This window comes from Candidatus Enterococcus avicola (assembly GCF_047470845.1).
Classification (GTDB): Bacteria; Bacillota; Bacilli; order Lactobacillales; family Enterococcaceae; genus Enterococcus_D; species Enterococcus_D casseliflavus.
Genome location: NZ_JBLGTY010000001.1, coordinates 328,282 through 347,897 on the forward strand (window position 1 = coordinate 328,282; position 19,616 = coordinate 347,897).

18 protein-coding genes are annotated in these 19,616 nt (G+C 44.1%); 15 read left to right on the plus strand and 3 right to left on the minus strand.

All coding sequences use genetic code 11. The features are described from left to right. The first annotated feature begins 210 nt into the window (after window positions 1-210). The 9 genes from ACI3E5_RS01600 (at window position 211) to ftsY (ending at window position 12,478) form a co-directional block, all read left to right on the plus strand. Window positions 211-1,218, plus strand: a complete 1,008-nt coding sequence (locus ACI3E5_RS01600) for an ABC transporter ATP-binding protein (RefSeq protein WP_086293773.1) — start codon at window positions 211-213, stop codon at window positions 1,216-1,218. Next, window positions 1,219-2,163, plus strand: a complete 945-nt coding sequence (locus ACI3E5_RS01605; protein WP_077453896.1) for an ABC transporter ATP-binding protein — start codon at window positions 1,219-1,221, stop codon at window positions 2,161-2,163. Continuing rightward, a complete protein-coding gene (opp4B, locus tag ACI3E5_RS01610; RefSeq protein WP_086293775.1) occupies window positions 2,163-3,119 on the plus strand; it encodes an oligopeptide ABC transporter permease in 957 nt (318 codons plus the stop codon). The genes ACI3E5_RS01605 and opp4B overlap by 1 nt, the downstream gene beginning before the upstream one ends. A 63-nt stretch (window positions 3,120-3,182) precedes the next feature. Continuing rightward, the gene (locus ACI3E5_RS01615) at window positions 3,183-4,052 is read left to right on the plus strand and encodes an ABC transporter permease (protein WP_153883525.1); all 870 of its coding nucleotides are present in this window, start codon (window positions 3,183-3,185) and stop codon (window positions 4,050-4,052) included. A 16-nt stretch (window positions 4,053-4,068) separates the two neighbouring features. Beyond that, window positions 4,069-5,853, plus strand: a complete 1,785-nt coding sequence (locus ACI3E5_RS01620) for an oligopeptide ABC transporter substrate-binding protein (protein ID WP_096742111.1) — start codon at window positions 4,069-4,071, stop codon at window positions 5,851-5,853. Between the two features lie 213 nt (window positions 5,854-6,066). Continuing rightward, window positions 6,067-6,759, plus strand: a complete 693-nt coding sequence (rnc, locus tag ACI3E5_RS01625; RefSeq protein ID WP_005227136.1) for a ribonuclease III — start codon at window positions 6,067-6,069, stop codon at window positions 6,757-6,759. Window positions 6,760-6,774: 15 nt separating this feature from the next. Next, the gene (smc, locus tag ACI3E5_RS01630) at window positions 6,775-10,353 is read left to right on the plus strand and encodes a chromosome segregation protein SMC (protein ID WP_086293781.1); all 3,579 of its coding nucleotides are present in this window, start codon (window positions 6,775-6,777) and stop codon (window positions 10,351-10,353) included. A 12-nt stretch (window positions 10,354-10,365) separates the two neighbouring features. Beyond that, entirely contained in the window at window positions 10,366-11,184 is an 819-nt protein-coding gene (locus ACI3E5_RS01635; protein WP_086293783.1) for a Cof-type HAD-IIB family hydrolase, read from the plus strand. A 1-nt stretch (window position 11,185) separates the two neighbouring features. Then, a complete protein-coding gene (ftsY, locus tag ACI3E5_RS01640; protein ID WP_201705654.1) occupies window positions 11,186-12,478 on the plus strand; it encodes a signal recognition particle-docking protein FtsY in 1,293 nt (430 codons plus the stop codon). A 282-nt stretch (window positions 12,479-12,760) separates the two neighbouring features. Here ftsY and ACI3E5_RS01645 read toward each other — a convergent pair whose 3' ends face one another. Next, window positions 12,761-13,129: a BlaI/MecI/CopY family transcriptional regulator gene (locus tag ACI3E5_RS01645; RefSeq protein WP_077453891.1), complete on the minus strand. Its 369-nt coding sequence runs from the start codon at window positions 13,127-13,129 to the stop codon at window positions 12,761-12,763. A gap of 246 nt (window positions 13,130-13,375) precedes the next feature. Between ACI3E5_RS01645 and gshAB the strand changes: the two genes are divergently transcribed. After that, on the plus strand, window positions 13,376-15,640 hold the full coding sequence (gshAB, locus tag ACI3E5_RS01650) for a bifunctional glutamate--cysteine ligase GshA/glutathione synthetase GshB (RefSeq protein WP_086293787.1): 2,265 nt from the start codon (window positions 13,376-13,378) through the stop codon (window positions 15,638-15,640). A 71-nt stretch (window positions 15,641-15,711) separates the two neighbouring features. Here the strand turns inward: gshAB and ACI3E5_RS01655 are convergent, their stop codons facing one another. Then, window positions 15,712-16,131: a hypothetical protein gene (locus tag ACI3E5_RS01655; RefSeq protein ID WP_005232469.1), complete on the minus strand. Its 420-nt coding sequence runs from the start codon at window positions 16,129-16,131 to the stop codon at window positions 15,712-15,714. 14 nt (window positions 16,132-16,145) lie between these two features. Beyond that, window positions 16,146-16,598, minus strand: a complete 453-nt coding sequence (locus tag ACI3E5_RS01660; RefSeq protein WP_086293789.1) for a YueI family protein — start codon at window positions 16,596-16,598, stop codon at window positions 16,146-16,148. Between the two features lie 107 nt (window positions 16,599-16,705). Here ACI3E5_RS01660 and ACI3E5_RS01665 point away from each other — a divergent pair, with 107 nt between their 5' ends. From ACI3E5_RS01665 to ACI3E5_RS01685, 5 genes are all read left to right on the plus strand, one after another. Further along, window positions 16,706-17,275 carry a GNAT family N-acetyltransferase gene (locus ACI3E5_RS01665; protein ID WP_077453888.1) on the plus strand — a complete coding sequence of 190 codons (570 nt, stop codon included), beginning with the start codon at window positions 16,706-16,708 and terminating at the stop codon, window positions 17,273-17,275. A 15-nt stretch (window positions 17,276-17,290) separates the two neighbouring features. Further along, a complete protein-coding gene (locus ACI3E5_RS01670; protein ID WP_005227145.1) occupies window positions 17,291-17,668 on the plus strand; it encodes an iron-sulfur cluster biosynthesis family protein in 378 nt (125 codons plus the stop codon). Between the two features lies 1 nt (window position 17,669). Continuing rightward, window positions 17,670-18,563: a metallophosphoesterase gene (locus ACI3E5_RS01675; RefSeq protein WP_086293791.1), complete on the plus strand. Its 894-nt coding sequence runs from the start codon at window positions 17,670-17,672 to the stop codon at window positions 18,561-18,563. An 84-nt stretch (window positions 18,564-18,647) separates the two neighbouring features. Continuing rightward, window positions 18,648-18,869: a DUF2829 domain-containing protein gene (locus ACI3E5_RS01680; protein WP_005227147.1), complete on the plus strand. Its 222-nt coding sequence runs from the start codon at window positions 18,648-18,650 to the stop codon at window positions 18,867-18,869. Continuing rightward, window positions 18,866-19,615: a 3-oxoacyl-ACP reductase gene (locus tag ACI3E5_RS01685; protein ID WP_498820727.1), complete on the plus strand. Its 750-nt coding sequence runs from the start codon at window positions 18,866-18,868 to the stop codon at window positions 19,613-19,615. The genes ACI3E5_RS01680 and ACI3E5_RS01685 overlap by 4 nt, the downstream gene beginning before the upstream one ends. Window position 19,616 lies beyond the last annotated feature (1 nt).

Sequence of the window (19,616 nt, forward strand, 5' to 3'; positions counted from 1 at the left end):
CCTGACATAGCGGCGTTGGAAGCGTAATGTAAATTTTCTGAAAATTCAGTGTTTTAAGTTTTCTGGGACTTGCATTATTGTTAGCATTTCTATATAATTATTAAGAATATATTATACAATGTTAAGAAAGCTTTTGGAAATGAAATGCATGTTCCTTCTTTTTTTACATTAAAACGCAAGACATCTTAGAAAGTAGAGAGGGGTATTCGATTGTCCAGAGATAATCAATTACTAGATGTTCAAAACCTTCACACAGGTTTTCGTATCAAAGACGATTACTATGACGCAGTAGATGGTATTTCTTTTACACTGGATCGTAATGAGATCTTAGCAATCGTAGGAGAATCTGGTTGCGGAAAAAGTACGTTAGCTACAACGATCATGGGGCTACATGACCCAAACAACACGAAAATCACTGGAGAAATCTTATATAAAGATTTAAACTTGTCAAACTTAAACGAAACGTTATACAACAAAATTCGCGGAAATGATATTGGGATGATTTTCCAAGATCCGTTGTCTGCACTGAATCCGTTGATGCGGATCGAAGACCAAATCAAAGAAGGCTTGTCTTATCATACAGATATGAATGCCGAACAGCGCCAAGCACGGGCATTAGAATTATTAGAACAAGTTGGGATCCCGAATCCACCGCGAGTAGGACGTCAATACCCTCATGAATTGTCAGGTGGGATGCGTCAGCGGGTCATCATTGCGATCGCGATTGCTTGTAAACCACCAATCATTATTGCCGATGAACCAACGACCGCGTTGGACGTGACGATCCAAGCACAGATCCTTGATCTACTAAAAGATTTGCAAGAAGAAACGCAAACGGGGATCATTTTGATCACCCACGATTTAGGTGTCGTAGCAGAGATGGCCGACCGAGTAGCCGTAATGTACGGGGGACAGTTTGTGGAAGTCGCAACAGCCGAAGAGTTGTTTGCCAATCCGAAACATCCATACACCCGCTCACTGCTTAACTCGATCCCTCAAGAAAACTCACAAGACAGTGAACTGCATGTGATCGAGGGCGTGGTTCCTTCCTTGAAAAATATGCCTCGGACCGGTTGTCGGTTTGCCGCACGGATTCCTTGGATCGCTGAAAGCGACCACGAAGCAAACCCAGTCTTGCATGAAGTAGCACCTGATCATTTGGTCCGTTGCACATGCTACAAGCATTTTCATTTTAGAGACGAAGAAGGAGAAGTGTAGATGACAGAATTAATTACAATCAAAGATCTGAAAGTCCACTATCCTATTCGCAGCGGATTCTTCAACCGTGTCACGGACCATGTGTATGCCGTTGACGGTGTGGACTTCATCATAGAAAAAGGAAAAACCTACGGATTGGTTGGTGAGTCTGGTTCTGGTAAATCCACGACGGGTAAAGCCATCGTTGGGTTAGAAAAAATCACCAGTGGCGAAATCATTTATGATGGGCAAGACGTGACCAAACGTTCCGTCCGCAAAAAAATGAACTACAACAAAGATGTCCAAATGATTTTCCAAGATTCAATGTCTAGCTTGAATCCTAAAAAACGCGTGGTAGACATTATCGCAGAACCATTGCGCAACTTTGAACGCTTAAGCGATCAAGAAGAGAAAACACGTGTGAAAAGTTTGTTGGATATCGTTGGGATGCCAGAAGATGCCCTATACAAATATCCTCACGAGTTCTCTGGTGGACAACGTCAGCGGTTAGGGGTTGCCCGCGCGGTAGCATCCAATCCAAAACTGATCGTTGCCGATGAGCCGGTTTCAGCCCTTGACTTATCCGTTCAAGCGCAGGTACTGAACTTTATGAAACGGATCCAGCAAGAATTTGGCTTAAGTTTCTTATTTATCTCTCATGACTTAGGGGTCGTAAAACACATGTGCGACAATATCGCCATCATGTACAAAGGCCGCTTCGTTGAGATCGGGACACGGGAAGACATCTACCAAGACCCGCGTCACATCTATACAAAACGTTTATTATCAGCGATTCCTCAAATCGACGTAAAAAATCGCGATGCTCACAAAGAAAACCGTCGCAAGGTCGAGTTGGAATATGTGACCCATCAAAAAGATTACTACGACGAATCTGGCAGAGTGTATGACTTGCGTAAAATCACCGAGTCGCACCAAGTCGCATTGAAAAACGGGGGTGCTGAATAATGTGGAAAACAATTCTACGTCGTTTGTTGTTGATGATCCCGCAAGTCATTATTTTGAGTATCTTGATTTTCTTGATCGCACAAGCAATGCCTGGGGATCCATTTACTGGTTTGATCAATCCAAACCAAGATCCAGCTGTTATTGAGCGGATGCGTGAAGCCGCTGGTTTGAATGACCCATGGTATACCCAGTATTTCCGTTGGATCGGAAATGCCTTAAAAGGGGACTTTGGACAAAGCTTTATCTATAAATTGCCTGTTTCAACATTATTAGCAGGACGTATCAGCAATACATTGTGGTTATCTTTATTGACGGTCATTTTGACTTACGTGATTGCCATTCCTTTAGGGATGTGGGCAGGACGTTACCAAAATTCATTGCTTGATAAAGTCGTCGTTGTTTACAACTTCTTCAGTTTCGCCGTACCGTTGTTTATCTTTGCGTTGATCGCATTGTTCATCTTCGGTTACCGATTGGCTTGGTTCCCAACGGGTGGTTCCGTTGCACCGGGGGTCAGCGGCATGGCTGAGTTTTGGAGTCGTTTGTATCACCTACTATTACCGGCAATCACTTCTGCATTATTAGGAACAGCAGTGACGATCCAATACTTGCGAAGTGAAGTCATTGATTCGAAATCATTGGATTTCGTTCGTACCGCTCGTTCAAAAGGGGTACCAACGAATAAAGTCTTCTCACGTCACGTTTTCCGGAATGCATCGTTGCCGATCGCATCACAAATGGGCTACGAGATCACGTCATTGATCGCAGGTTCTGTGGTCATTGAGAAAATCTTCGCCTACCCAGGTGTCGGAAAACTGTTTATCGATAGTATCGTCCAACGGGACTATGCCGTGATCACTTCACTAACATTGATCTTAGGACTAGCGACCTTGATCGGTACGCTACTGTCAGATATCATCATGAGTATTGTCGATCCAAGAATCAGAATCCAGTAATAGGAGGGGATAAATGTGTCTGAAAAGAAAGAAAAAGTACTAAAACAAGAGAGCATCCCGCCTATGGGATTGAAAATGATTTTTCGCGAATTCTTAAAAGATAAAATGGCGATCTTTTCATTAGTTTTGTTAGTCGCAGTTTTATTATTCGTGTTTATCGGCTCGGCAGTTATCGATCAATCACAAGTGATGCGTGTCAGCATCCTTGATAAATACGCTGTACCTGGCGCGATTTCGCCAAACGGCGGCACCTACCTTTTAGGGGCGGATGAAGGTGGCCGTGATGTTTGGGGACAATTGATCATCGGTGCGCGTAACTCAATCTTGATTGGTTTTTCAATCACGATCATTACGTCGATCGTTGGGGTCGGACTAGGGATCATCTCAGGTTATTATGGCGGTATCATTGATAATATTTTGATGCGTATCGTTGACTTCGTTATGATTTTACCGATCATGCTGATCATTATCGTTATCGTATCGATCGTACCTCGTTATAACGTTTGGACCTTTATATGGGTCATGAGTGCCTTTTACTGGGTCGGAAAAGCAAGGCTCTTCCGAAGTAAGACCCTTTCAGAAGGCCGTCGCGACTATGTTAGTGCATCGAAAACTCTCGGAACCAATGACTTTGTCATCATGTTCCGCGAAATCATGCCGAACCTTAGCTCATTGATCATCACCAACTTAACAATGAACTTTGCAGCGAATATCGGTATTGAAACGACACTAACATTCTTAGGTTTTGGTCTGCCGACCAATGTTCCAAGTTTGGGGACACTGATCGGGTATGCCAGCAGCGGTGATGTGCTGGTCAACAGACAGTGGATCTGGTTACCCGCATCAATTCTAATTTTAGTCTTGATGTTGAGTATCAATTACGTTGGTCAAGCATTTAAGCGTTCAGCGGATGCGCGCCAACGACTAGGATAAACAAGGAGGATACAGGATGAAGAAAAATATTTTTGGTATGGTCACTCTTTTGTCAGTGTTAGCATTGGCAGCGTGTGGCAGCAACGGCGGCGGAACCGATTCTTCTGGTGGCGGTAATTCAGCGACAGAAACAGAAGATATCAGCTCAATGCCAACAGAAGTCAAGAATGACGAGGATGCAATTGAAGGCGGAACATTGGATGTTGCAGTAGTGATGGATACGCAATTCCAAGGGTTGTTCCAAACAGAATTTTATCAAGATAACTATGATGCACAATTTATGCAACCAAGTAATGAAAGTTTATTCTTAACAGACGCTGATTTCCGAATCGTTGATGGTGGTGCGGCTAATCTTGAATTAGACGAAGAAAACAACACAGCAACGATCACATTGCGTGATAACTTGAAATGGTCTGACGGTGAAGATGTAACGGCAGATGACGTGATCTTTTCTTATGAAGTAATCGGTCATAAAGATTATACAGGTATCCGTTACGATAATAACTTTACTAACATTGTTGGTATGGAAGATTATCATGATGGCAAAGCTGATACAATTTCTGGTATCACCAAAGAAAGTGACAAAGTCGTTAAAATTCAATACAAAGAAGTTCACCCTGGTATGATGCAAGCCGGTGGCGGTATTTGGTCTTCAGCATTACCAAAACACGCCTTTGAAGGAATTGAAGTCAAAGATATGGAATCAAGCGATCCTGTTCGTAAAAATCCAATCGTCTTTGGTCCTTATGTGATGTCAAATATCGTTGCGGGAGAATCTGTTGAGTATGTACCAAATGAGTACTACTACGGCGGCGCTCCTAAAATGGATAAATTATCATTTAAAGCTGTTCCAACTTCTTCAATCGTAGAAGCTTTGAATGCAAAACAATATGATATTGCATTGTCAATGCCAACAGATACGTACCCAACATACAAAGATACAGATGGCTACCAAATCTTAGGTCGTCCTGAACAAGCCTATACTTATATCGGCTTTAAATTGGGAACTTGGAATGATGAAGAAGGAAAAGTTAATTACGATCCTGATTCAAAAATGGCGGATAAATCATTGCGTCAAGCAATGGGCTATGCATTAGATAATGATGCTGTCGGAAGTCGTTTCTACAATGGCTTGCGTACAAATGCAACGACATTGATCCCACCAGTATTCGGCACATTGCACAACACCGAAGTAGAAGGCTACACTTTAAACATCGACAAAGCAAATCAATTACTTGATGATGCTGGCTACAAAGATGTTGATGGTGATGGCATGCGTGAAGACAAAAATGGTGAGAAATTGACCATCAACTTTGCTTCAATGTCAGGTGGCGAAACAGCACAACCATTAGCAGATTACTACATCCAACAATGGAATGAAATCGGACTTGATGTACAATACACCACAGGTCGTTTGATCGACTTCCAAGCATTCTATGACAAGTTGAAAAATGATGATCCTGAAGTTGATGTTTACCAAGGTGCATGGGGAACTGGATCAGATCCTTCTCCAACTGGCCTTTATGGACCAAACTCAGCATTCAACTACACTCGTTTTGAATCTGAAGAAAACACGAAGCTATTAGAAGCAATCGATTCAAAAGATTCATTTGACGAAACAAAACGTAAAGAAGCATTTGATGCATGGCAAGAATATGCTGCAGATGAAGCATTCGTAATCCCAACACTTTATCGGAATGAAGTTTTACCAATTTCAAACCGCGTGAAAGACTTTACATGGGCATATGATGCAGACCATAATACATGGGCAACAGTTTCAGTTACAGCTGAATCTCGTTAATCAATGATCGGTGAAAAGACGTCCTTTCTGGGACGTCTTTTTTTTCTGTTTTTTTGCGGGTATCTGAGGAAAACAGGCTTTTTTATACAGGAGAAGATTAAGTAGATAAATTTTTATTACGGTCTTTCCAAGAATTTGGAGGAAACATTTCATAATTCGGCAAAAACCAGTATAATAGGGAAGTGTCGATAAACTAATGAAGGAATGTGACAAATGAATACACAATTAACGAAAGAACTAAAAGAAAAGTTTGATATTGTGTTCCATGATGTAGATCTGCTTGAACAAGCGTTTACGCATTCATCTTATGTGAATGAGCACCGCAACTTGCACTTGTCAGATAACGAACGTTTAGAGTTTTTGGGCGATGCTGTCTTAGAGTTGATCGTTTCACGGTATTTGTATCGTGAATTGCCAGATCTGCCCGAAGGTAAGCTGACGAAGCTACGGGCGGCAATCGTTCGCGAAGACAGTTTATCCATGTTTGCCAAAGATTGCCGATTCGATGAATACATTCGTCTAGGCAAAGGGGAAGAAAACTCTGGCGGTCGTAAACGACCTTCTTTGCTTTGTGATCTATTTGAAGCCTTTTTAGGTGCGTTATACTTGGATCAAGGACTGGAAAGTGTCAGCGGCTTTTTGACGAAAGTTGTTTTTCCAAAAGTAAAAGCAGGTGCTTTTTCCCATGAGATGGATCACAAGACCCGCTTGCAAGAAGTCTTGCAGCGTGGCGGCGATGTTTCCATCAATTATCGTTTGATCAAAGAAGCAGGCCCCGCCCATGAACGGATTTTTTGGACGGAAGTCTATTGCGATGATACCTTGATCGGAAAAGGACAAGGAAAATCGAAGAAATTATCAGAACAGGACGCCGCGGCGAATGCCTTGGCAGATCTTGAACAGTAAGAGAGGACTGGCGGAGTGTATTTAAAACGAATAGAGATTGCCGGCTTTAAATCCTTTGCCGACCGCACAGTCATTGATTTCGAACATCGTGTGACTGCAGTCGTCGGACCAAATGGCAGCGGCAAGAGCAATATTACCGAAGCGATTCGTTGGGTTTTAGGAGAACAATCTGCCAAAAATCTACGTGGTGGCAAAATGCCTGATGTTATTTTTGCAGGTTCTGACACCCGCAGAGCGCTAAATATAGCGGAAGTGACGATCGTTTTAGACAATAGCGATCATTATTTACCGATGGATTACAGTGAGATCAGCGTGACTCGCCGCTTGAGAAGAACCGGCGAAAGCGACTTTTTCTTAAATAAACAAGCTTGCCGCTTAAAGGATATCCAAGAGTTATTTATGGACTCTGGGTTGGGGAAAGAATCATTTTCGATCATTTCCCAAGGCAAGGTAGAAGCAATTTTCAGCAGCAAACCAGAAGATCGTCGTGGGATTTTTGAAGAAGCGGCGGGGGTATTGAAATACAAACAGCGGAAAAAGAAAGCTGAGCAAAAGTTGTTTGAAACGGAAGACAATTTAAGCCGTCTACAAGATATCATTTATGAACTAGAAGATCAGTTGGTGCCTTTGGCAGCCCAAAGTGAAGCAGCCAACCGCTTTTTAGCGTTAAAAGAAAAATTGACGACGGTTGATGTGGCCTATGCAGTCTTAGAGATCACGAAAGCAAAAGAAGCGTGGGAGACAGCCAAAGCTCAACTAAGTACCTTTAACCAAGAACTGGCGCAGATTTCCGAAAAGATCAATCAAGGGGAACTGTCGCTACATTCTTTGCGACAACAACGTACCGCCTTTGATGAAACGTTGGAGCGTTTGAATCAGCAGCTTTTAGAGGTCACTGAAGGCCTGAAGCAAGCCGAAGGACAAAAAGAAGTCTTGGATGAGCGATCAAAACATACGCAAAAAAGCTCTGCGGAATACCAAGAAACCTTAGAGGAAGTCACAGAACGGGTCACACTTTTAAATGAAGAAAAAACGGAACTGATCGGCTTGCTTTCACAAAAGAATCGTAGTGTGCAGGAAGTTGAAGCAGCGATGCTGGCGTGTCAGCAAGAGCAGGAAAAGTACCAACGTTCAGCAAAAGAAATCATTGAAGAATTGCGTAGCCAATATGTCGAAGCCATGCAGGAGCAGGCAACGATCGGAAACGAATTGAAATACTTGGAGCGTCAATACCAGCAAGAAGCCGCGAAAAATCAAACGGCGTTAAGCAAGCAGACGCAAATGAATACGTCGTTGAAAGAAAAGACGACGGAAGCGCAAATCGTGGAAGAACAACTGACGCAGGCTAAGGCGATTTTAGAAGAACAACGCAAGCAATACATCCATCTTCAAGAAAAAGCTCAAACCAACAAAAAACGCTTTGATGAAGAACAAAAGAAAATGTATCAGTTAATGAGTCAAGTGCAGCAGGTACGAGCGAAACAGCGCAGTCTGCAAGATATTCAAGAAAATTATAGCGGCTTTTATCAAGGCGTTCGCTTGATTTTGAAAAACAAACAGCAAATCAGCGGCATCGTTGGCGCAGTAGCGGAGTTGATCGATGTGCCACAAGACTATACCGTGGCGATCGAGACCGCATTAGGCGCCGCTGCACAGCATGTTGTCGTTGAAAATGAACGAGATGCTCGGGCAGCCATCACGTATTTGAAAGAAAATCGCGGCGGTCGTGCCACTTTCTTACCGCTGACGACCATCAAAGCCCGTCATTTGCCAGATTATGCCCGCAATCAAGCCAAGCAAGTGTCCGGCTTTATCGGCGTTGCCAGCGAATTGGTCCAGTCGCCGGAACACGTCCAAACCATTACGGATAACTTGTTAGGCAGTATCTTGATTGCCGAAGACTTGCAAAGTGCTAATGCGTTAGCACGAGCATTGAACTATAGCTATCGGGTCGTTTCTTTAGAAGGGGATGTCATGAATGCTGGTGGTTCCATGACGGGTGGCGCAACGAAGAAAAATGCCGGTAGTTTGTTTAGCCAAAACAATGAGCTACAACAATTGACGGCACAAGCGGCGCAATTGGATGAGCGGCTTTTAAAAACAGAAAAGCAAGTCCAGCACTTTGAAGCAGCGACTAAAGAAGCACAAGCAGCACTAGAAGAATTGCGGACGCAAGGCGAACAGGCTCGCATGACGGAGCATGAGCTGCAAAGCCGCTTACAAAATCTTGAGAATGACCTGAGCCGCTTGAAGCAAGAGCAGCAAGTGTTTGATTTTGAACATCGCGAAGTGCAAGCCTTCTTTGAGGAATACGATGAGAAGAAGACGAGTTTGGAAGAACAGCAAAAGAATATTGCGGCGCAATTGGCGAAAATCGATCAAGATATTCATCAAATGAATGCTGAAGAAGACTTGATTGAGGAAAAACGCCAAACCTTAGCACAAGAAAGTGCACGCTTGCAGGCAGCTTTCGCCGTTCAAAAAGAACAAGTGGCGCATTTGCAGCAAAAAATTGCCGCTACGAATCAAGCATTGGAAGAAAACGAAGCGCGTCAACAATCCTTAGAACGGCAGTTAGCTGCCTTGACAAGCAACGTCAGCGATCATGAGTTTTCAGAAGAAAGCATTCTTCAGCGAATTGAGGCCTTCACAACCACCAAGCAGCAGGTAACAGCGGAATTGACGGTGATTCGGGAACAACGTCAAGTCGTTCAACAAGAAATCGGCGCATTAGACGAAGCCCTGAGTGCTGAAAACTTAACGCAAAAAGAAAAGCTGTCAGAAAAAACCGAAGTTGAGATCGAAAAAAATCGCGCAGAATTGGTGATGGATAATCGTTTGTTGTATTTACAAGAAGAATACAATCTCACCTTTGAAAAGGCAGCGCAAGATTTCCCTGAAATCGAGGATGCAGAACAAGCCAAAGTCGACATTCAGGAACTAAAACATGCGATCGAGCAAATTGGTCCAGTCAATTTAAATGCGATCGAACAATATGAACAAGTCAATCAACGGCATTTGTTCTTAACGAGTCAGCGAGATGATCTGCTGTCGGCTAAAGCACAGCTGTTTGATACGATGTCTGAAATGGATGAAGAAGTCAAAACCCGTTTTGGCGAAGTCTTCGATGCGATCCGTCTGCAATTCAAACAAGTATTTCCTAATATGTTTGGCGGCGGTCATGCGGAATTAGTCTTAACAGATCCGAAAGATTTATTGAACACTGGGATCGAGATCGAAGCCCAACCGCCGGGCAAGAAATTGCAAAACCTCAGCTTGCTATCAGGGGGCGAGCGGGCGCTGACTGCGATTGCGTTATTGTTTTCCATTATTCAAGTTCGTCCAGTACCGTTTTGTGTGCTTGACGAAGTGGAAGCAGCATTGGATGAAGCCAATGTCTCTCGTTTCGGTCATTACTTGAGTGCTTTCCAAAATGATACGCAGTTTATCGTCGTAACTCACCGCAAAGGAACGATGGAAGCCGCAGATGTGTTGTATGGTGTGACCATGCAAGAATCTGGAGTGTCGAAGACCGTGTCCGTACGCTTAGAAGAAGTGCGTGAAGGCGGTAGTTTTGCAGCAGATCAAGCATAGAGGAGGAATGATATGATTAAACTGATTGCGATCGATTTAGACGGAACGTTATTGAATGAGAAAAAAGAAGTGACTCCTCGCAACAAAGAGGTACTTGCTCGTGCCAAAGCACAAGGCGTAAAAATCGTCATTTGTACCGGACGTCCATTGCGGGCGATCCGTCCCTATTTAGAAGAATTATCGCTGAAAGAACCCGGCGACTATAGCATCACCTTTAACGGCGGTTTGGTTCAAAAAAATGAGACTGGCGAGATCATTGAAAAAGCAGCGATGCAGCTGGCAGATATCCATGAATTGGTTTCAGTGGCGGAAGACTTGAATTTGCCTCTAGACGTGGTATCAGAAGAGATTGTCTTGAGTTTACCGACTTCAGCAGCGCATCCATCGATTTATGGCTCGTTGAACCCTTTGTTGGATTGTCGTCCTTTTGCCGTAGCTGATCTGGATGAATCGATGCTCTATAATAAAGCGGTGATCGCCTACCATCAGGAAGTCTTGGATCCTAAGATCCCTGAGATTTCCTCAGAGATCCGCGAGAAATATGAAATCATCAAAAGCCGAAATAACCTGTTAGAATTTATGCCTAAAGGAATCACCAAAGCCTATGGTATCAGCCTATTGGCGCAAGATTTAGGAATCAAGCAAGAAGAAGTGATGGCGATCGGTGATGAAGAAAATGACTTGCCAATGATTCGCTATGCAGGGATTGGCGTAGCGATGGCCAATGCCGTGCCAATCATTAAAGAAGCGGCTGACGTTGTCACGGTTTCAAACCAAGAAGACGGTGTGGCAGCAGTGATTGAAGAATATGTCTTAAAAGGAGGTGCGTAAGATGGGATTTTTTGACAAAATCAAAAAAGCGCTGATTGGAGAAACCAAAGAAGTAGAGCAAGAAGCCGACAAACCAGTCGTTGATGCTGATTCACCAGAGAATCAGCCTTCAGAAGAAAGCCAGCCAGCACAAACACCTGCTGAACAAGAAGCTTCAGAAGCAGTGGCACCTACAGCTGCCGCCGACGCCAGTGATTTGAAGGCAGAGCAAGAAACTGCCGAAGCGTCCCCACAGCAAGAAGCAACGGTAGCGAATAAAGGAGAAGAAGCACCAAGTGTTCCAGTAGAAGTGACCGAAAACACACCATCAGAGGATGCACCAGCTTCTGAACCAATCCTTCAACCAGCGCCAGAGACGGAAAGTGTGCAGGACAAATATACCAAAGGATTGACGAAATCACGAAAAACCTTTGGGCAACGGATGAACGAATTGTTCGCCAATTTCCGTACGGTGGACGAAGACTTCTTCGAAGAAGTGGAAGAAACGTTGATCGGTGCAGATGTTGGCTTTGATGCGGCGATGAAGATCGCGGATGCATTGAGACAAGAAGTCAAACTACGTAATGTAAAGAAAACAGCGGATGTCCAAAATGTCATCATCGAGAAATTAGTTGACCTGTATGGGGAAGCGGGTGTCGGTGAAGTCAACGAATTGAATATGCAGCCGGGGTTGACCGTCATTTTATTTGTTGGCGTGAACGGTGTTGGAAAAACCACCAGTATCGGGAAATTAGCCCACCAATTCAAAGCCGAAGGCAAGAAAGTCTTATTGGCTGCAGCGGATACTTTCCGTGCCGGTGCCATCGATCAATTAGTGGTCTGGGGTGAACGGGCTGGTGTTGAAGTCGTTCGTGGCAATGCCGGAGGCGATCCAGCAGCGGTCGTGTTTGATGCGATGGAGCGCGCAAAACGAGAAAATGCTGACGTTTTATTAGTAGATACAGCTGGTCGTTTGCAAAACAAAGTCAATTTGATGAACGAATTAGAAAAAATCAAACGGATCATTCAGCGAGTGGACCCAACGGCCCCTCATGAAGTCCTGCTTGTGTTGGATGCAACAACGGGTCAAAACGCCATGAATCAAGCAAAACAATTTAAAGAAACGACGGATGTTTCTGGTCTCGTCTTAACGAAACTTGATGGAACAGCCAAAGGGGGGATCGTCTTGGCGATCCGTAACGAGCTACGGCTGCCAGTCAAATTAGTGGGACTTGGAGAAGGCATCAATGATTTAGAGCCATTTGATCCAAATGAATTTGTTGTCGGCTTATTCAAAGGCTTGATCAAGGAATAAAAAAGAAGAGCCCTGTGTCAGGTAAAATACCTGCACATGGCTCTCCTTTATTGTTGCTTTTATTTCAAATGAAGGCAATAGCAAACGATTTGCCGTTCAGCTATTGCCGATCAATCTGGGGCGGAAAGGTTACAATGTTTAGCTAGGTCAAATACGGATACAGCGATGTACGAATTTGCCTTAAAGCATAAAACGATTTTTTTTGAGTGGCTAACATTTTTCGTTCTTCTAAAGTCTGGGAAGTATCAGATAGAATAAAATGAAAAGCTCAGCTACAAATAATTATTTTTTTAGCTCCCCTTGGCGCTCGATGATCATTTTTTCTAAGTTGTTCAACGTATCGATATCTTTATTGGTTTCGATAAAGTTCGTAATCAAATTCAATAACGATTGATCAGACAACTCTGCTGCTAAGAAGTCTTCTTGGGTCACATTCGGAGAATACAACCGAGTCAAAACAGTACCGCTGTAGCCGATATCTGCTACTTTCAATAAGTCGTGGTTTTTTAGTTTACGTACGACTGCTTGAATGGTATTCTTGCTTAGATCTTGCTGTTGGACAGCAATGTCATTTGCAGAAAGAGGTTTGTCTGAATTCCAAAAGATATTCATGATTTGACGTTCACGTTTGGTAAGATTAAGTGGCTTCATTCACTATTCTTCCTTTCAAAAAAGAGTAATATGGACATAATATTTTACTGTTCTATAAGCAGTATACTTTATTTTGAAGGTAAATATCAAATTTATTCAAGTATTTTATAAATTCTTGGTAATTTTATTCAGAGATACTACAAGTGAAGAGCAAATTCCTGCTTTTTTCGCCATTTTTCACTATAATGGATGGAAAGAAACAGATTATAAGAAAAAATCTAGTAGAAGAACATAGAGGGCATTCGCATGAAAATAAAAACATTATTATCACATAAAGAGCTTTTTCCTTATTTATTGAAAGGGCGTTACGGGATTGAGCGAGAAGCACAGCGGGTACGATTAGACGGAACCTTTGCTGGAACGAATCATCCTGAAAAGCTAGGTAATCGTCGCTTCCATCCCTATATCCAAACGGATTTTGCGGAAAATCAACTGGAACTGATCACGCCGGTCGCGGATTCAGTGGATGAATTGTTCCGTTTCTTAGGGGCCATCCACGATGTGGCATATCGTTCAATGGCAGCAGAAGAAATGCTCTGGCCTTTGAGCATGCCACCAGCTTTACCAGAAAAAGAAGAAGACATCGTCATTGCAAAATTAGACCAATTTGAAGATGTGCTCTACCGCCGCTATTTGGCCAAAACGTATGGTCGCCGTAAGCAAATGGTCAGTGGGATACATTTCAATTTTGAATTTGCGGAAGACTTTTTGCAGCAACTGTATGCTTTATCTGAAACGAATGAAAGCTATCAAGACTTTAAAACGGCGCTTTATTTAAAAGTAACTCGCAATTATTTGCATTATCGCTGGTTTTTGACGTATTTCTTTGGGGCGACCCCTGCTTCAGAAGCCAATTATTTTACGACAGAAAACGGACCGCAAGAACCAGTCCGCAGTATTCGCAATAGCCGTTATGGCTACACGAATCACGAAGACGTCAAGGTATCTTATGCTTCGTTAGAGACCTATCTTGCAGATATTGCCAAATTAGTGGAGACAGGAAAGCTTTCAGAAGAAAAAGAATTTTATGCGCCAGTGCGTTTACGTGGGGGAAAACGGGTCGCAGATCTAGCCTCAGCTGGTATCCGTTATATTGAGTTAAGAAATATCGATATCGATCCCTTTGCCCGCTATGGCATTTCCAAAGAGCAAGTCGCGTTCTTACATTTCTTCTTATTGTTTTTAAGTACAAAAGAAGAAGGCAACGATGCCGATGCGTGGATCGAAGAAGGCAATCAGAAAAATGATCAGGTGGCATTAGAGCATCCCTTAGCGCCATCGACTTATCAGCAAGAAGCGCAAGCACTGATTGCTGAAATGATGGACTTTGCCCAAGCCCTTGAGCTGCCGCATCCGCCATTTTTGGATCAGCTTTCTGAGATGCTGGCTGAACCAGAAAGAACCTTCGCTGGACGTCTTTTCTCAGCGAGTCAAGCAACCAGCCAAGCGCAGACAGCAACATTGCTGGGACAAAAGTATCATCATGCTGCTTGGGAAAAACCGTATCAATTGGCTGGTTTTCGAGCAATGGAATTGTCGACCCAGATTCTCTTGTTCGATGCGATCCAAAAAGGTATCGAAGTGACGGTACTGGATGAAACGGATCAGTTCTTGAAATTAGCCGTGAAAGACCACGTTGAATATGTTAAAAATGCCAATATGACCAGTAAGGATCAGTACATCGTCCCATTGATCATGGCGAATAAAACGGTCACCAAAAAAATCTTAGCCGAAAATGGCTTTCATGTACCAGGTGGCGCTGAATTCGCTTCGGCAGAAGAAGCGATCGCGTTTTATCCTCAGATCGCCCACAGCGGGTTTGTGGTAAAACCGAAAACCACCAACTATGGGATTGGTATCTCGATTTTCAAAGAAGGTGCTTCTTTAGCGGATTATCGGGCGGCGGTCGCCATTGCCTTTGCGGAAGATGATTCGATCCTCGTTGAGACCTTTTTATCAGGGACGGAATATCGGTTCTTCGTGATCGATGGGCGAGTTGATGCGATTTTATTACGTATCCCAGCCAATGTCGTGGGTGACGGCAAGCGCACGATCACGGAACTCGTCGCAGAGAAAAATCTCGATCCATTGCGCGGCACCCATCATCGGACTCCATTAGAGTTGATTCAATTAGGGGAACTGGAACAACTGATGTTAAAAGAGCAAGGGTATCAAGTTGATTCAGTGCCAGAAGAGGGGCAGATCGTTTATTTGCGAGAAAACTCGAATATCAGTACTGGCGGTGATTCTATCGATGTAACGGATGACTTCAACGATGACTACAAACAAGTAGCAGTCGATGCGGTAGCCGCATTACAAGCATCTATCAGCGGAATCGATCTGATTATTCCAGATAAAACCAAGCCAGCCAATGAACCGGGGGCTTATGGAATCATTGAAGCCAATTTCAACCCAGCGATGCATATGCACGTTTATCCATACAGCGGGAAAGGCCGACGCTTAACTATGTCTGTTTTACGACTGTTGTTCCCTGAAGTCTTCGAAAGCTGATGGAAGCTCAGAGAGCAAAGAACTGCACACTCTGGAAGGTGATTCCCTTCGAAAGTGTGCAGTCTTTTTTATTAGGATTCAAAAGCAGCGATCTCAATCGTTTGTTTTGTTTCTTCCACCTTGAGACCTGTTCGGGCTTCCCACCATTGTTTCATTTCTTTTTCATACGTGGTAGGAAAACGTTGGATCAAGGTCAATAACGGTACGCCTTGAATCGAGGCATAGGGAAAGTTTAAAACGAGATTGTACTTCAGTTCCGATAGGAGGCTATAATATTGAAACATCATAAAGTTCATTTCATTCTGATCCTCCAGTAGGAGTACTTTCGGAGCGCGATCCAGCATAAAACCCAAGCTGCGCATCATGAACAATACGCCATCCAGATGGCTCGATTCGATCGTAGGGGCCGTTTTCAACAAATCGATATGCAGATCCAAAGCATCAAGCAGTTCTTTCTTTAATGAAAGGTAGGGCGGTGTTGATTGTTCCATGATAGTTCCTCCTTTTAATGGAAAAGACGTTTCCAAAATGACGTTTTCTCTGGTTGTTCGTGCTCTTTATCCGATTGCGTAGTAGCTGCAGGGTATTTTTGTTCGATATCGATGACGTCTTGATTGACGGCTTCTTTCCCGGCAATCAGCAAGCCGATACTGTCTGGACCGGCATCTTGTGCATCGGAGACGATCCGAAATTCCATCTGTTGTTGAGTCAGTAAAGTGATGTAATCGGTCTGGATCGATTCTGGCAATTTTCCGTTAAGCAACACGAGCGCTCCTTGATAATCTGGTAAGGCGTTCAAGAGCGTTTTCTGGTTGTCCTTCTTCTTCATTTCTGTTACTGTCATACTAAGATAACACCGTTCACGAAACGTGCCTAAATACTTGCGCTGTTCATCTGGGTTGACGCGAGGCGTCCCATACATTCCTGTATCAAGGCGTTTTTCTAATTCGTCTGACATTGAAGTATCCTCCTCAAAGCGTTTACTTATGCTTATTATAGCATATCCAGCAAATAGCAAAAGAGGGGTGCGATCGTGAGAGAGTTTTGATAGAAAGTAGGGATCCTATGACAACAAAAGAACGACATTTGCTATTATTAGCAGAAAATCAGCAGTTGGAGACACCGAGGCTGCTCTTGCGTCCTGTTTCCTTGGCAGATGCAGCGGACATGTTTGCCTATGCAAATGATGAAGAAACGACGACCTTCGTCTTTGCTAGACATGGGTCGGTTGAAGAAACAAAACTACGCATCGCCGAGTATTTTGTTGCTGCACCCTTAGGAAAATATGCGATCGAAGAAAAAGACTCAGGCAAAATGATTGGGACCATCGATTTGCGAGTAGAATCAGAAAAAGAGATCGCTGAGCTCGGTTATACATTAAGTCGCGATTATTGGGGACAAGGGATCATGCCAGAAGCGGCAATGGCACTGCTGCATTTCGGTTTTGAAACACTCGAATTGATTCGAATTTTTGCTCGACATGATGCTCGAAATCCCAAGTCTGGACGGGTCATGGAGAAAATTGGGATGAAATTGGAAGCAACGATCCCAGCTGCCCGCAAATCGGGTGAAGAAATCATCGATGAAGTCACGCGCGGCATCACCCTAGAGGAATGGAAAAAACGTATCATGTAAAGGAGGGCTCTCGTCATGGAACTGAACATTGAGCCAGCAGCAATTGAAAAAATAACCCCTTATGTGCAGCCAGATGATCGTCTCTATTTGGATTTTGAAGACGGCGTCGGTCCGTTTCCTGCAACGGAGATCACCTGCCGTTTGGACATCCATTTTCGCCTGATCATCGTGCCGCAGAGCTATCCAGAAGAAGGATTGGCGATCTACGACACCCCTTTAACGACACCCTTAGGCACGATTTGGTTGAAGCAAGGGGCTCAGGTGTATTTAGAAGAACAGACTCGGATGCAGGTGGAACCGACCTATCAACGGTTGCAATTGGTGGGAAATAGCGGGATCTTAGCAAATGATGTTCAATTGTTACGGATCGAAAAGCAGACGGCAGGCCGCTGATATGGGCACGCTGGCGGTTATTAGCGACTTGCACGTCGATATCAACCAATTATTCGCCCCCCATCTGCAGCTGATCGCTGATTATTTGCAGCAAAATCAGGTGACCCATCTGCATCTGGCAGGAGATGTGGCGAATAAAAAGCAACGGCTATTAGACGTGGTCGCATTTTTTCAAAGTCGACAGATGCCAACAACCTTTCACTGGGGCAATCATGAAATGGTGGACTTGACGGAACAAGAGATCGAGGCTTTCGATGATCCCGCCTTTCTTAATTTTCAGACGTATCGCTTATCAGAAAAAACACTGCTGTTGGGAATCAATGGCTGGTATGACTACCAATATTCTGATTTGACCAGTGAAGCTGAGATCTTGCGGCTGAAAAATCTGTTTTGGTATGACCGCATGATTCAACGAAAGGGATCGGATAAGGAAATCAGCCAAGCCATCAATGAGCGTTTAGCGGAAACATTGGCCCATTTGCCGCAAGACCAAGAAATTCTTCTTTCTACCCATTTTGTGCCTCAAGAAGCGTTTATTGTGCGGCAGACCGGCAAGTACGCCCGCTGGAACCACCTAAATGCGTTTTTGGGGTCGCCTGATTTTGGCGCAGTGATCGATCAGTACGCCAATGTGCGGGCAGTCGTCTTTGGGCATACCCATCGACGCTTTGAGAAAAAAGAGCTTGCGGGAACCAGCTACTATTGCCGTCCCTTCGGCTACTATTATGAATGGCAGTTGACCCGACGCTTCGTTTTGGAAAACCACTTAGCAGAAGCATATTCGCCAACGAAAGTTCGGACGCTGCTGCGAAACCATCATGAGGCATTTGAGGACTATAAAACGGCGCATCTTGTAGAGGAATTGGCGCAAGCGATCACGCTGCTGCCGTATTAGCGCAGCAAACGAGTCCTGCTTGTTTTCGTAATTGAATTCCCACGCAATTTAAAACACAAAAGAAACACACAAAGGAGAAAAATCATGACATTTGAAGAAATCTTACCAGAATTAAAAGCCGGCAAAAAAATCATTCGTGAAGGTTGGGGTGGCTTTGAACTTTATGTGACATTCGTTGAAGGAGAAGTGTACGACAATGCACCAGTCACCCCTTACTTTTTGATCAAAACAGCAGATGAAGGATTCTCGAGTTTCGCACCGACTGTTTGCGACATTCTTGCGGAAGATTGGAAAATTGTGGAATGACAGCACCGTGGATCAATGACAAAACGATTGTGTTTGTCACAGGTGCTGCTTCAGGCATCGGCAAAGCACAAGCAGAGGCGTTTCTTGCAGAAGGCGCCCAAGTATTTGGGGTTGACTGCCAATCGTTTCCCGATACGCTTTTAGCCCAACCCCGCTTTTTCGGCACGTGTTGTGACTTAGCGGTGAAAGAAAATTGTTTTGCAGCGGTCCAAGCTTGTGTGACGCACTTTGGCGGTATTACGGTCTTGTTAAATACAGCTGGGAAACTTGACGGCTATCATACGATCGCTGAGACGACCTCAATGGAGTGGGAGGAGATATTTCAAACCAATGTCTCCAGCATGTTTTATTTAACGAAAGAAATCTTGCCACTGATGCAAGCCAATGGCGGCGGAACGATCATTAATATGGCGTCGATCGCTGGAATGGTCGCAGGTGGAGGTGGGATCGCTTATACAACCGCAAAACACGCGATCGTCGGGTTTACCAAACAGTTGGCATTGGATGTTGCAGATCAAGGGATCTCGGTGAAGGGCATCGCGCCAGGTGCGATTCGAACGCCGATGACTGCGGCTGATTTTGCCGGTGACGGGAAAATGGCGCAATGGGTGGCAGAAGAGACGCCAGTCAAGCGTTGGGCGCAACCAGAAGAAGTTGCAGCACTGACCCTTTTTCTTGCCAGTCCGCAAGCTAGTTACTTGCAGGGGGCGATCGTGCCCATCGACGGTGGTTGGACCTTGAAATAAT